Below are 14,000 nucleotides of genomic sequence, written 5' to 3'. Positions count from 1 at the left end.
TAACGCACTCACGCACGGCTGCTCAGGACTTAGCACTTAGCACTCCCTCCCCCAAACTGCGCCCAAGCCCCCACATACAGCAAGGAGCGCCCAGAGGCGCTCCTTGTATCCGTGCGGAGCCGGCAGCGCCGGGTCAGTCCGGGATCGCGTCCGCGACGATGAAGTTGAGCGGGTCCACCTGGCGCCCGTTCTGCTCCACCTCGTAGTGAAGGTGCGGCCCGCTGGTCAGCCCGGTGGCGCCCACCTCGGCGATCACGTCGCCGCGCTGCACCATCGCGCCGGTGCGCACGTGCAGGCGCGATGCGTGGGCGAAGCGGGTGATGTAGCCGTAGCCGTGGTCGATCTCCACCATGTAGCCGTAGCCGTTGGCGCGGTTGCCGGAGAACCTCACGCGCCCCTTCCCCGGCGCCAGGATCGGCTCGCCAATACGGGCGGCGATGTCGATCCCCTTGTGCGGGCGGGTGATGCGGAGCACCGGGTGCGCACGCGCCGATGAGAAGAGCGACGACAGGTGGCCGCTGGCGGGGGCGATGGAGGGGGTGCGGGCCATCCGCTCGTTGTTGCTGCGAAGCGCGCCCAGCGCCTCGTCCAGCGATGCCTGCAGCAGCCGCGCGCGCCGGGCCAGGACGCCCAGGTTCCCTTCCGCGTTCTCCAGCTTCCGTCCCACGCCGGGGTTCAGGTGCACCAGCGCCGCGTCGGCCAGCGACGAGCCGGGCCCTCCGATCCCCACCTTCTTCACGTCCTTGTCCAGCTCCGGAAGCCCGGCGATGGTGCGGTACTGCTCATCCTTGAGGGCCAGCTGGTCGATCGACTGGTTCAGCTCCGCCATCTGCTCGCGCATCTGGTCCACCTCCGCGGCGAGAAGCTGGTTCTCGCGGCGAAGCTGGGCGTTGTGCAGCGTGCGTCCCTGCTTCGCAAAGAAGCCGACGCCAAAGATCGCGAAGAGGAGGACGAGGGCAACCGCGCCGGAGATGGCGGTGCGGACGGTCCGGCGGGTGACCTGCCAGGAGAGAACGCGCTCGTTGTCGTGAGGAACGAGCATCAGCGTCCAGCGGGATCGAGGCATGTACTTCGGGCTTCGAGGACTATTGGACAGGAGGGTCCGCAACTGCAAGTTGAAGTCGTGTAGGAGCCTATGATACACGCCCCCTTCCCGCGGTGTCAACCTTGTCCGCGTGCGACCCACCTGCCTCACAGGACGCAACCCGTTGCAACGTACAGAGTTAGTGACAATATCCCGAACTGCACATCACACAGAGCCACGGAGGGGCACGGAAAGAAGGGAGGAAGAGTTCTCTGTGTCTTTTCGGTTCCCTCCGTGTTCTCTGTGTGATGCTTTTCAGGGCAGATCACCTTCGGCAAAGGTCTTGCACCGGCCAGGCGCCCCCGCGATCGAGCGCGGAGTAATGGGTAAACACAGGAGGAGATGGGATGCGAAACGACAGCCTGGAAGGACTTAGAGTAGCGGTGCTCGCGGCGGACGGCTTCGAGCAGGTGGAGCTCACCTCGCCCGTGGAGGATCTGGAGGACCGTGGTGCCGAGGTGGAGATCATCTCCATCCACCCGGGGCGCATCCGCGGCGTGAACGGGATGTACCCGGGGAAGAAGGTGAAGGTGAGCTACACGCTGGACGAGATCGGCGTGGAGGACTACGACGCGCTCCTCCTCCCCGGGGGCCTCGCCAACCCCGACGCGCTGCGCCAGAACGAGCGCGTGCTGGACTTCGTCTCCGCCTTCAACTCGCAGGGGAAGCCGATCGCCATGATCTGCCATGCGCCCTGGGTGCTGATTTCCGCGGGGATGGTGTCGGGCAGGCGGCTGACCTCGTGGCCGGGGATCAAGCACGACGTTCTGAACGCCGGCGGACTGTGGACGGACGAGCCGGTGGTGCGCGACCGCAACTGGGTCTCCAGCCGCGCGCCGCACGACCTGCCGGTGTTCAACCAGGCCGTCGCCGAACTCTTCGCCGAGCACGTCCCGGTTCACGTGGAGGAGGAGGAAGAGGGAGGAACGCTGGGCGTGCTGGTGGGCGGAGTCGCCGCCGCCGCGGCCGGGTACGCGGTCTGGCGCTACCTCCAGGCCCGCGCGGATCGCTACGAAGAGGCGCCCGCGCCGCGCGAGTACACCTCGGCCGCGCCTGCCCCCGTGCCGGCCCCCACCCCCGCGACGGCCGCCACCCCCATGCCCGAGGTCGCGCCGATGCCACCCTCCACCCCCGCCGTCACGCCGACGGGCGACGTGGAGCTGGAGCGCGTCGTGATCGTGGGCGACGTCGTGGACCGGTAGCACTCAATCAGTCCGCCCGAGCACCCCGCCGTCCGAGCCAGGGCGGCGGGGTGCTTCGCGTACGGGTTGTGGGCGAAGCGCGGGCCGGGGTAGCTTGCGTCCATGGCCATCTCGGAACGCATCTACACCCTGGCCCTCGCCGCGGCGCGTCCGCTCCTCCCGCTGGCCGCGCGCGGAGAGGGGAAGCTGGCGCGCGGCATCCGTGGGCGGCGGGGCATCCTGCAGCGGATGGCCACCTGGGCGAATGCGGAGCGTGACCCCTCGCGGCCGCTCGTCTGGTTCCACGCGCCGAGCGTGGGCGAGGGGCTGCAGGCGCGTGCCGTCGTGGAAGCGCTCCGTGCCCGCCGCCCCGAGCTCCAGGTGGCGTACACCTACTTCTCGCCCTCCGCCGAGTCGTTCGCGCGCACCGTCGCCGCGGACTTCACGGACTACCTGCCGTTCGACCTGGCGCGCGACGTGGGGCGCGCGCTGGACCTGCTGCGCCCGCGGGTTTTCGCCTTCTCCAAGACGGACGTGTGGCCCGTCCTCACGCGCGAGGCTAGCGCGCGAGGCGTGCGGCTGGCGCTCCTGAGCGCTACCCTCCCCGCCTCCTCCAGCAGGCTGGGCGGCGTCGCGCGCGCGGTGCTGGCCCCCGCGTACGGACGCCTGGACCTCGTCGCCGCGATATCTCCGTCCGATGCGGACCGCTTCGCCGCCCTGGGCGTCCCTCCCGAACGGCGCACGGTGATGGGTGACGCGCGCTTCGACCAGGTATGGGAGCGCGCCGCCCGTGTGGATCGCGGCTCTCCGCTGCTGGCGCCGTTCGTGGGATGGTCCGGCCTTACCCTGGTCGCCGGCTCCACCTGGCCGGCGGACGAGGACCACCTCATCCCCGCGCTTGCACGCCTGCGCACGGAAGGGCTCCCCCTCCGCCTCCTCCTGGTACCGCACGAGCCCACGGAGGCGCACCTCGCCCGCGCCGAAGCCGTCCTCCGCGCTTACGACCTGCCGCACGTCCGCCTCTCCGCGGTGGAAGCGGGCGCGGAGGTGCCCGCCGTGACGCTGGTGGACCGCGTCGGCATCCTGGGCGACCTGTACGCGGTGGCGGATCTGGCGTACGTGGGGGGCGGCTTCGGCACCGCGGGGCTGCACTCGGTGCTGGAGCCGGCGGCGTTCGGGGCGCCGGTCCTCTTTGGACCGCGCCACGCCAACGCCCGCGAAGCGGCCGAGCTGATCGCGGCCGGTGGGGCCTTCAAGGTCGCCGGCACCCCGCACCTGATCGAGACGCTGCGCCGCCTGGCCGACCCCGCCGTGCGCCAGCCCTCCGGCGCCGCCGCCCGCCGCTACGTCGAAGCCGGGCGCGGCGCGGCGCTGCGAGGTGCGGAGATCGTTGAGGGGCTGGCCGGCGGTTGAAACCGCTGCAACGACCGCGGGAAACCTGCCTTCGCAGGTTTGCGGGGGCGGGATGGGGGGGCGGGGCCGGTGCCGCATCGCCGGGCTAAAGCCGCCGGCTGGAACCACGCGAAGGCGGCTGAAGCCGGCTAGAGAAACGCGGCATCAGACCCGGAGTCCCCGAAGGGGGACTTCCCGCGGTTGTTGCCGCGACTTCAGTCGCCAGGCTTGCGCGAACGCCCCTCCCCTGGCTGTTCGGGGGAGGGGCGTCCTTGATCGCGATCGTCGCTGGGCCGCTGCGGGCGTGCTTCGCTAGGGCCGGCGCTGGGCGGGCGGCGGGGGCGCCTGCTCCTGCATCTCGCTGGAAACCAGGATCGCGCCCTGGCTGTGCCCCGAACCGTAACGGTACTGGGCACGCCGGGCGTCGAAGTAGCGGATCCAGGTCACCGTACCGAGCGAGATCTGGCGCAGCGACTCGATCCCGCCCATGCGCGCGTTGTTGTAGTAGACGATGACGTCCGTGGGCGAGAAACCCTGCTCGCCGCGCTTGCGCAACCATGCGGCGCGCATCGAGCTGATCGCCTCGTACGCATTCACGGCGGTGCTTGCCCTCACTTCCTCGGTGGAGATGTAATCCTGTTCCTGGCGCGCCCGGGACTGCTCGGGCAGGCTGCCGCCGGTGCCCGTTGCGCACCCCGCCACGAAGGCGAGTGAGCAGAGACAGCCGAGCCGCACGATCGCTCGCCGCATGATGGAAGCCTCGCGTTGAAAGCTGGGAGGGGAGGTGTACCCTGCTGAAAAGAGCCCCCCGCGGAACGCGGGGGGCTCTTTCACTCCATCAGACTACTTGTCCCACCACACCGGCGTAAGCAGCCCCTCGGGGATGCCCTGGCCGCCGTTGCGTGCGACGGCCGCCTCGAGGTTCGCCTTGTTGTACGACTCCTCGTTGGTCGGGTAGAAGATCCGCACCGGGATCCGCGCGCCGATCACGCTCCCCGAAGCCGGGGTGAGGGTCGGCGAGTTCAGGCGGCGGATTTCGGAGTACGCCTCGGGGCCGTTCATGAACAGCGCGATCCACTTCTGCTGCGCGATCGAGGTCAGCCCGTTGTACGCCACCGACGGCTGGGCGATGTACGCGTTGATGCTCGCCGTGGGCACGTCGTACATCTCCATCGAGGCGCGGATGCCCGCCCGGTACAGCGCCGCGGCGTCACCCGCCACGTAGCCGCGCTGGGTCGCCTCGGCGCGAAGGAACAGCACCTCCGCGTAGGTCATCAGCGGCGCCGGCCAGTCGGCCGCCAGGAAGTACTCGCCCAGACGCGAGATCGTGTTGATCTGCGCGGCGTTGGCGTCCGTGGGGCCGTTCATGGCGCCGCGGTACTGCGCGTCCGACGGTGCGGGCTGCGCGTACACCGGGAGGCGCGGGTCGTTGAGCGCCTTCAGCGTGTTGACCATGGTGGCGCTGACACCATGATCGTCGCGCTGGCCGCCGTACCCCAGTTGGTTGAGGTACAGCGGGCTCTGGCTGGGCGCCGACTCCGTGAAGTGGAGCAGGGCGTTGTCGTCGTTGTCCGTGAACACGCCCGCCGCGATGGCGGCCGCCGCCTCCGTGCGCGACAGGGTCGGGTTCACCTGCGACAGGCGCATGGCCGCGCGCAGCCGCAGCGAGTTCGCGAACTTCTTCCAGTGCGTGACGTCACCGCCGTAGATCAGGTCGCCCGCGGTCACGGCCTGCCCGGCGGGAGTGATGATGTCGTTCGCGCGCTTGAGGTCCGCCAGGATCCCGGTGTAGATCTGCTCCTGGGTGTCGTACTTGGGCGTGACGATCCGCACCTCACCGGTGCCCTGAAGGGCCTCGGAGTACGGAATGTCGCCCCACGCGTCCGTCATGATCTGGTACAGCCAGGAGCGCATCACCAGCCCCTGCGCTTCCACGTTGGGGCGGGTGTTCGCCTTGCCGCTGTTGACCACGTCCTGGAAGTCGCGGAGCGGCCCCGAGTAGAACGCGGTCCAGTGGGTGTTCACCGCCTGGTCGCGCAGGTCGTAGCGGTCCTCGTCGATGTACTGGATCTTCGCCATGTGCTGCGCCCACAGGGCCGTCAGCGTCATGTTGAAGTTCGCCCCGAACACGCGGCTCACCCCGGCCGATACACCGCTGGCGAACACGTTGTCCGCCGGCACCACCTCGGGGTCGTTCGGGTTCTCGTTGATCTCGGTCAGCCCCGCGTCGCAGGCGCTCGCCCCAAGGGCGAGCGCCAGCGCGGACGCGGCGGCAAAGAGTTTCGAAGTTCTCATATCGTTTATGCGTCCGGGGTCGGTTTAGGGGGTCACGGAGATGTTGAAGCCCCAGCTCCGGGCGGACGGGAACTGCCCGAACTCGAAGCCCTGGGCGTTGCTGGCGTCGAACGCCGTCTCAGGGTCGATGTGCGGGGTATCCGTCCACAGCTTCAGGTTGCGGCCCACCAGGGAGACGTTCATCCCCGCGACGCCGAACCGGCGGGTCATGGAGGTGGGGACGTTGTACCCCAGCACCACTTCGCGCAGCTTCACGAAGGAGCCGTCGGTGATGTGCGCCTCGTGCAGGTTGTAGAGCCCGCCCCAGTACGATTCGCCATCCACACCCACGGTGTTCGCGATCGTGTCGTTGCCCACGATCCGCACCCCTTCGATCACCAGGTCTTCCTCGCGCCCCGCAAGCGTCTCCTCGAGCACGCCCGCGTAGCGGCCGAACATGTGGGTCACCGAGAAGATCTCGCCGCCCTGGCGCGCGTCGAGCAGGAACGACAGGTGCGCGCCGCGGAAGCGGAACTCGTTGCGCAGCGAGCCGATCCAGTCCGGCGTGTAGTGCCCGAGCACTTCCTTGGCTGAGCCGCGCAGCGGAACGCCGGTCGCGCCGATGATCTTCTGGCCGAAGAAGCGGCTGTTCGGGTCGGTGACGCGGCGGTAGGGGGTGCCGAACAGCGCGCCGTACTTCTCGCCCTCGCGCGCTTCCGACGTCACGCCCCAGTACGAGCCGAGCTGCACGGTGCTGATCCCCTCGACCAGCTCCTCGACGCGGTTGCGGTTGCGCGCGTAGTTGGTCGTCACGCTCCACTCGAAGCCGTTGCTCAGGCGCAGCGGCACCAGGTTGGCCTGCACTTCGATGCCGCGGTTAGTCACACGGCCCGCGTTCACCACCTGGGCCGTGAACCCGCTGGCGGCCGATACCGGCGCCGTCAGGATCTGGTTGGTGGTGGCGGCGTCGTAGTACGTCACCTCCAGCGCCGCGCGGTCGCGCAGGAAGCGCATCTCGGCGCCGAACTCCACCGACTCGGTCTGCTCCGGCTTCAGGTCCGCGTTCGCGATGGTGTTCGGCACCGTGAAGGTGGGAACGCCGTTGAACGGGTCCAGCGAAGTGTAGGTGTTGCGCAGCTGGTACGGGTCCGCGTCGTTGCCCACCCGCGCCCAGCTCGCGCGCAGCTTGGCGAAGCTGAGGGTGTTGGCCAGGTCGAACGACGGGAAGACGTCCGTCAGGATCACCGAGCCGGAGAGCGACGGGTAGAAGTACGAGTTGTTCCCCTCGGGAAGCGTGGAGGACCAGTCGTTGCGCCCCGTCACGTCCACGAACACCATGTCGCGGTACCCGAAGTTCGCCTGCCCGTACAGCGAGTTCACACGCTTGTCCGTGCGGTACACGTCCGAGTACGGGTCTTCCGCGCGGTTGCCCAGGTTGAACACGTCCGGGGCCGTCAGGTTGAGCACCTCGGTGTACTCGTTGCGCGTCTCCTGGTCGCGGCGGTTGCCGCCGACGCTCGCGTCCACCGTGAAGTGGTCGCCCAGGCTGCGGTCGGCGCGGATCAGGAGGTCCGTGTTCGTCTCCTGGAAGAACACGTCCCAGGTGTTGAACGCGCCGTTGCTGCCCACCGAGCCGTTCTGCAGGTTCACGCCCACCGTGCCGGCGGCGAAGTTGCGCTGGCGCTGGTCCTGGTAGAAGTCCGTGCCCGAGCGCACGGTCGCGCTCAGCCAGTCGGTGAAGTTGTACGTGCCCGACACGTTGCCGATGAGGCGGTCGCGCGCGTCGGTGTTCTCGTTCTCCTGCGCGATCCAGAACGGGTTCGAGTGGTAGTTGTGGTTCCAGTTGTACATGTTCCCGTTCTCGTCGCGCGTCTGACGAAGACGGTTGGTGTCCACCTGGCGGCCGAACCACACGAACTGCAGCATCGGGTTGTCGCCCTCGTAGCCGACGCCCGGACGGTTGTTGCCGTCGGAGTTGATGTACTGCACCGAGGCGTTGGCGCGCACCCGGTTGGAGAGGCTCGTGCCGCCGTTGACCGCCACGGTGGTGCGGCGCAGCTCCATCCCCGGGTACATCCCCGCCTGGTTCAGGTGCGAGGCCGAGATGAGCGCGTCCGAGCGCTCGTTGCCCGCGCTGAACTGCACGTTGGTGTTGGAGGTGAGGCCGGTGTCGAAGAAGTCACGCACGTTGTTCGGGTGCGCCTCCCACGGGCCCTCGCCAAAGAACTGCGGGCGGATCGTGCCGTCGAGGCGCGGGCCCCAGCTCTCGTCCACGCCGTCCCAGGTGCCGCCGCCCTTGCCGTTCACGTACGCGAACTTGCCGCCCAGCCCCTGGCCGTACTCGTTCTGGTAGGTGGGCAGGCGCAGCGGCGTCTCGCGGCTCAGGTTCTGGCTGACCGTGAGCTGGCTGCGGCCCTGGCGGCCACGCTTGGTGGTGATGACGATGGCGCCGTTCGCCGCGCGCGACCCGTAGAGCGCCGCCGCGTTGGGCCCCTTGAGGACCGTCACCGACTCGATGAGGTCCGGGTTGATGTCGCCGGCGGCATTGCCGTAGTCCACGCCGCCGAAGCCGCGGTTCGCGCCGTAGCTGGGCGAAGCGTTGCTCACCGGCACGCCGTCCACCACGAACAGCGGCTGGTTGTTGCCGGCGATGGAGTTGGCGCCGCGGATCACCACGCGCGCCGAGCCGCCCTGCGGGCCGGCGTTGGTCACCGTCACGCCGGCCACCTTGCCGGAGAGCGAGTTGACGACGTTCGTCTCGCGGGCCTGCGTGAGGTCCGAGCCCTGCACGCTCTGCACCGAGGTCGACATGGCGCGGTCTTCGCGCGTGATGCCGAGCGCGGTCACCACCAGCCCTTCAAGGCCGAGCGCCTGCGCGCCGAGCTGGAAGTTCTGCGTGAGCGCGGCACCCGGGGAGAGCGTCACCGTGCGCGACTGCGGGGCGAGGCCCACGCGCGAAGCGGTGATGGTGACCTGGCGCGCCGACTGCAGGCGCGACGCGGGAACCACCAGGCGGTACGTGCCGTCCTGCGCCGTGGTGGTGCCGGCCGCAAGGGAGCTGATGCGCACGGTCACGGCGCTTTCGGGAGCGCCTGCCGCGTTGGTCACACGTCCGGTCACCGTTGCCGGCTCCTGGGCCGCCAGCGGAGTGGACGCCGTGGCCGCGGCGACGACCGCCGCGAAAAGCCAACGGACTTCTCTCATACTTGTCCTCCGGGAGATTGCCGGCAGTTGCCGGCAGTCGGTTGATACGGGCCCGGCGTGCGCCGTGCACCGTTGTGACTCCCTCGTGCCTCCGCCGGTCGATCCCTCAGGCGGGCATCGTGGGACCTGCGTGGGCGTGCTGCGTGGCAAAGCGCCTCCCGCGGGAGGCCCCAGCAAAAGGTTGTACAAACATAAAACATGTCAGCACGTGGTATGCGAGAGGCTCGCATTCCAGCGGGCTAACGGGGGTGCCGGAGGTCTCAGGACCGTGTTTCCCGGCTAACTATGTATCGGTGAAACGAAACTTTCACCCTCCGTTAATAGCGGCGCCGCCCAAAACTGTCAAGGCTGCGGGGCTCTCCCGCGTGACAGATAACCTTCTTTCCCCCGATCTGACGCGCGGTGCAGAGACACGCCGGACGCCCCTCCCCCGGTGGTTCGGGGGAGGGGCGTTTCGGTGGGGGAGCGGGGGTCCGCCGGGGCGGGCGCTAGTTTCCGTCCCCGTCGCCGTCCTCCTCGCGCTCGCCTTCGGCCTGCGAGGGGCCGCGGCCCTCCTGGTTGCTCATCCCCGCGGCTTCGTCGGTGTTGGTGGGCCGCTCCGGCGCCGGAGCACCCTGCTCGTCGGCCGTGTGGGGGCTCTTGTCGCTGTAGCGTGGATCCTTGGGCACCGTTCCTCCTCCGTTATCGGTCCGCGCCGCGCGCCGACGAGGCGGCGCGGGTGTCGTCGTCCATCAGGCCGCCCTTGGGAGGCGGGGGCACCACGATGCGGTCCTCGGACGGCTCGTGGGTGCGCGGCGGAAGGTTCATGATCCGCCGCAGGTCCGCCTCGTCCACCACCTCCACCTCCAGCAGGCGCTGCGAGAGCACCTCCAGCACCTCGCGGTCCTGCGTCAGGATGCGCCGCACCCGCTCGTACGTCCCGTCGATCAGGCCGCGGATCTCGGCGTCAATTGCGCGGGCGGTCTCCTCGCTGTACGAGCGTTGCGAGGTGCCGCCGTCGGAGCCCTGCAGGAACTGGCTGCGGCGCGGGCCGGCGAGGTTCACCGGGCCCAGCTCGCGGCTCATCCCGTACTCCATCACCATGCTGCGCGCCAGCTCCGTCACCCGCTCCAGGTCGTTCCCCGCGCCGGTGGAGATCTCGTTGAAGACGATCTCCTCCGCCACGCGGCCGCCCAGGAGCACGGCGATGCGGTCCATCAGCTCCTGCTTGGTGAGCAGGTAGCGGTCCTCGGTGGGGAGCTGCTGCGTGTAGCCCAGCGCCGCCACGCCGCGCGGGATGATGGAGATCTTGTGCACCGGGTCGGCCGTGGGCACCCGCTCGGCGACGATGGCGTGGCCCGCCTCGTGGTAGGCCACGATGGTGCGCTCCTTCTCGTTGATCAGCCGGTTCTTCTTCTCCAGCCCCGCGATGATGCGGTCCACCGCGTCGTCGATCTCCTTGAGCGTCACCGCGGCCAGGTCGCGCCGCGCGGCCAGGAGCGCCGCCTCGTTGAGGAGGTTCGCCAGGTCCGCGCCCACGAAGCCGGGGGTGCGGCGGGCGATCTTTTCCAGGTTCACGTCCTCGCCAAGCTGCACGTCCTTGGCGTGGATGCGCAGGATCTCCAGCCGGCCGTTGACGTCGGGGCGGTCCACCAGGATCTGCCGGTCGAAGCGGCCGGGGCGCAGCAGCGCGGGGTCCAGGATCTCCGGGCGGTTGGTGGCGGCCATGATGATGACGGCCATGCGCGGGTCGAAGCCGTCCATCTCCACCAGGAGCTGGTTCAGCGTCTGCTCGCGCTCGTCGTTGCCGCCCAGCACGCCGCCGGGCCCGCGGGCCTTCCCCAGCGCGTCCAGCTCGTCGATGAAGATGATGCACGGCGACTGCGCCTTGGCCTGCGCGAACAGGTCGCGCACCCGCGCGGCGCCCACGCCCACGAACATCTCCACGAACTCGGCGCCGCTGATGGAGAAGAAGGTGACCCCCGCCTCGCCCGCCACGGCGCGCGCCAGGAGCGTCTTCCCCGTCCCCGGCGGGCCCACCAGGAGGACGCCCTTGGGGATCTTGGCGCCCAGCTTGGCGAACTTCTCCGGGTGCTTGAGGAACTCCACCACCTCGTACGTCTCCTGCTTCGCCTCGTCCACCCCCGCCACGTCGTCGAAGGTGACGCCCGTCCCCTCCTCGCCCACGATGCGCGCGCGGCTCTTTCCCACCGTGAGCACACCCTGCGTGGGGTTCATGCGGCGGGTGAAGAAGGTGAAGAGCCCCACCAGCACCAGCAGGGGGAGGAAGAGCATCACCAGCCCGGTCCAGCGGGAGGGCTGCTCGTACTCGTAGCGCACCCCCGCCTGGTCCAGGATTCCGGTCAGTGCCGCGTCCTCGCCCACGATGCGCTCGCTGCGCCACACCACGCGCCCCTTGGGGCCCACGGAGTCGCGCGGCACGGCGGTGATGGCGGTGGTGCTTAGGGTGGCGCGCGCCACCTGGCCCTGGCGGATGCGGCCCTTGAGCTCGCTGTACCCCAATTTGGTGGGGCCGCGGTTGGTGAACAGGACGTTGAGCGCCAGCAGCGCCGCCAGGAAGAGGAGGAGGGGCCCGATGCCGAAGCGGGTGCGCCGCGGATCGAACCCGCCGCTCTTCGTCCGCCGGTCGTTGCCTGCTTTTCGGCGTTCGTTGGGAACGTTGGGAGGAGTTGCCATGGCGCCGGGCGGGCGCAAGAGGCGGGCCACCCACGGGCCTCGCGAACCGCACGAAAAACCCCGCCGCGCAATGAGCCGCGCGGCGGGGGTGAGGCAGGTGGGTGGCGCTCAGCTCGGGTTGGGGCGTCCTCCGCCGCCGTCGCCGCTCCCCGTCAGCTTCCCCACTCCCGCGAACAGCAGGGCGCCCAGACCCACCGAGAGGACGGCCACCCCAACCGAGCGCGCGGCCGAGAAGCGCCGGGTCTCGATTCGCCCTACCTGTTCGCGCGGAATCCGCACCGTCTCGCCGGCCCCCGGGAACTCGTACCCCGTCCCCGCCCTGAGCCAGAGCGCGGAGATGGTCAGCGTGTCGCGCGTGGTGGAGACCACCTCGCCCTCGGCCACCGCGACGTTGTTGGCCGTGACGTTGGTGAGGCGCACGTCCATCGGCCGGGTCAGGAGCACCCGCACCCGGCTGGGCGCCGGCGGGTCGCCGCCCGCGGCCGGTGCGTAGGCGAAGCAGCCGTTCAGTACCGGCAGGCACAGCAGCGCCGTGGCTACGGGCCGCACAAAGGCTCGGTTCATGGTCCCGTGGTGCTGGAATGGACGACGATGGCCGCGCACGTGGCGCGGACCTCCTGGAACAAGCCTGCCACACGCCCGCCGAAGCGCGTGTGGCAGGTGGGCGGTTCCGGTGCCGCCACCCCCGGCAGAGCCGGGAGGGCGGCGGGCCTGCTCAGCAGTCGAACGGATCGTTCGAGTTGAACAGCGGCTGCTTGTCGGTCGTCGGAATGTTCGCGGCGTTGGTCTGCCGTTCCGTCGCGCCGTACGGCACGCGGCGCGGCATGTCCGCCACCACCACGTCGGAGGTGCTGATCAGCCCGGACGGACGGCACGTCCGCTTGTAGTCGTTGTAGACTTCCGGGTTGAGGAACAGCGCGTAGTACTTCTGGAACATGATCTCGTCCAGGAGCGCGCCGCCCGTGAGCGTGCCGTTCACCGGAATGCCGCTCACGCCAAGGCGCGTCTGCTCGCACGCCACGCCCGCCAGCAGCGCGGCCTGCGCCGGACCGAAGCTCCCCTTCCGCTGGTGCGCCTCGGCGAGGATGAAGTTGTTCTCCGCGCACGAGACGATCGGCAGCGAGAAGTCCGCGGCCCCGTAGCCCGACGCGCTGAGCGACGAAGCGTTCTCGCCCGGGTCGTTCTTGTCCGTCTCGCCCGGCGTGGAGCCGACGTACTGGCCCGCCAACCCCTGGGCAGTGGCGGGGCTGTAGATCACCGGAAGGCGCGGATCGTTGCGGAGCTTCAGCTGGTCCACTCCGAACTTGCCGCCCGCGATGTACCCAGGACGGTCCACGGAGATGAACCGGTAGATCAGGTTCCGCTCGTTGCCGTCCGACGAGTGGATCGTCTTCCACGTACCCGCATCGGTCTTGATGCCGAGGTTGGCCGAGGCGATCGCGCGGTCCAGGCAGTTGCCGCCGCAGGCTACGTTCGCCTTCGCCGCGTTGGGCGAGCCGGGGCGCTGCGCCTCTTCCCAGTGCAGGTAGAAGCGCGCCTTCAGCGTGTGCGCCACCGCCGTCCACTGCGTCAGGTTGCCGCCGAAGTTCTGGTCGGCGGTTCCCGGGCCGTTCCCCTGGTTCGCCGCCATCTGCGTGATGGCGCTGTCCAGCACGGCCTGCACGCGGGCGTACACCGCCTCCTGCGGGTCCAGCTTCGGCGTGTTGATCGACGCGTTCACCGCCTCCGAGTACGGCAGGTCGCCCCAGATGCTGGCGCCCAGCCCCATGTGGAAGGCCTCCATCACCCGCAGTATCCCCGCGTACGAGGTCTCACCCGCGGCCTCGGCCTTGGTGATCCCCTGGCGGATGTTCAGCAGCCCGCCGCGCGAGTACAGGTTGGTGAACTCGGCGTCGAACTCGTCTTCCTGCACCGGCGTGTCGAACTTCTCGCTGCCGACGTACTGGCTCCCGACGCCGGCCATCTGCTGCAGCCACATCGAGAAGATGCGCGACAGGTTCGACTCGGTGAAGAAGTACGCCGAAACCTGCGCCGAGGTGAAGTGCTGGTCGACGTTCGCCGTAGGCACCGTGTTGGGGTCGACTTCGGTCGTCTGGATGAAGTCGCACGCCCCGAGCGAGCCGGCGATCGCGGCCGCGCCCAGGGCGCGGCCGAACCATCTATTGCGTGTCATATCGCGGAATCTCCCG

Annotated in this window: 10 protein-coding genes; 2 read left to right on the top strand and 8 right to left on the bottom strand. The window is 69.5% G+C overall.

Features of this window, described 5'->3' with window-relative positions:
- Window positions 1-133 precede the first annotated feature (133 nt).
- On the bottom strand, window positions 134-1,066 hold the full coding sequence (locus tag VF584_11450; GenBank protein ID HEX8210783.1) for a M23 family metallopeptidase: 933 nt from the start codon (window positions 1,064-1,066) through the stop codon (window positions 134-136).
- A 365-nt stretch (window positions 1,067-1,431) separates the two neighbouring features.
- Here VF584_11450 and VF584_11445 point away from each other — a divergent pair, with 365 nt between their 5' ends.
- Both VF584_11445 and VF584_11440 read left to right on the top strand, forming a co-directional pair.
- Window positions 1,432-2,286 carry a type 1 glutamine amidotransferase domain-containing protein gene (locus VF584_11445; GenBank protein HEX8210782.1) on the top strand — a complete coding sequence of 285 codons (855 nt, stop codon included), beginning with the start codon at window positions 1,432-1,434 and terminating at the stop codon, window positions 2,284-2,286.
- 102 nt (window positions 2,287-2,388) lie between these two features.
- Window positions 2,389-3,678 (top strand): glycosyltransferase N-terminal domain-containing protein, encoded by a 1,290-nt coding sequence (locus tag VF584_11440; protein HEX8210781.1) that lies wholly within the window; start codon window positions 2,389-2,391, stop codon window positions 3,676-3,678.
- 291 nt (window positions 3,679-3,969) lie between these two features.
- Here the strand turns inward: VF584_11440 and VF584_11435 are convergent, their stop codons facing one another.
- The 7 genes from VF584_11435 to VF584_11405 form a co-directional block, all read right to left on the bottom strand.
- Window positions 3,970-4,407, bottom strand: a complete 438-nt coding sequence (locus tag VF584_11435; protein HEX8210780.1) for a hypothetical protein — start codon at window positions 4,405-4,407, stop codon at window positions 3,970-3,972.
- 93 nt (window positions 4,408-4,500) lie between these two features.
- Window positions 4,501-5,952, bottom strand: a complete 1,452-nt coding sequence (locus tag VF584_11430) for a SusD/RagB family nutrient-binding outer membrane lipoprotein (GenBank protein HEX8210779.1) — start codon at window positions 5,950-5,952, stop codon at window positions 4,501-4,503.
- A 24-nt stretch (window positions 5,953-5,976) separates the two neighbouring features.
- The gene (locus VF584_11425) at window positions 5,977-9,135 is read right to left on the bottom strand and encodes a SusC/RagA family TonB-linked outer membrane protein (GenBank protein HEX8210778.1); all 3,159 of its coding nucleotides are present in this window, start codon (window positions 9,133-9,135) and stop codon (window positions 5,977-5,979) included.
- A gap of 488 nt (window positions 9,136-9,623) precedes the next feature.
- Window positions 9,624-9,803 (bottom strand): hypothetical protein, encoded by a 180-nt coding sequence (locus VF584_11420; protein HEX8210777.1) that lies wholly within the window; start codon window positions 9,801-9,803, stop codon window positions 9,624-9,626.
- A 13-nt stretch (window positions 9,804-9,816) separates the two neighbouring features.
- On the bottom strand, window positions 9,817-11,841 hold the full coding sequence (gene ftsH / locus VF584_11415) for an ATP-dependent zinc metalloprotease FtsH (protein ID HEX8210776.1): 2,025 nt from the start codon (window positions 11,839-11,841) through the stop codon (window positions 9,817-9,819).
- 78 nt (window positions 11,842-11,919) lie between these two features.
- A complete protein-coding gene (locus tag VF584_11410; protein HEX8210775.1) occupies window positions 11,920-12,375 on the bottom strand; it encodes a hypothetical protein in 456 nt (151 codons plus the stop codon).
- Window positions 12,376-12,526: 151 nt separating this feature from the next.
- The gene (locus tag VF584_11405; GenBank protein HEX8210774.1) at window positions 12,527-13,984 is read right to left on the bottom strand and encodes a SusD/RagB family nutrient-binding outer membrane lipoprotein; all 1,458 of its coding nucleotides are present in this window, start codon (window positions 13,982-13,984) and stop codon (window positions 12,527-12,529) included.
- Window positions 13,985-14,000 lie beyond the last annotated feature (16 nt).

Origin of the sequence: Longimicrobium sp., assembly GCA_036389135.1 — a bacterium.
Lineage (GTDB): Bacteria > Gemmatimonadota > Gemmatimonadetes > Longimicrobiales > Longimicrobiaceae > Longimicrobium.
Note: the sequence above shows the minus strand (reverse complement) of the source record. Positions and strands in the feature narration are given on the sequence as shown.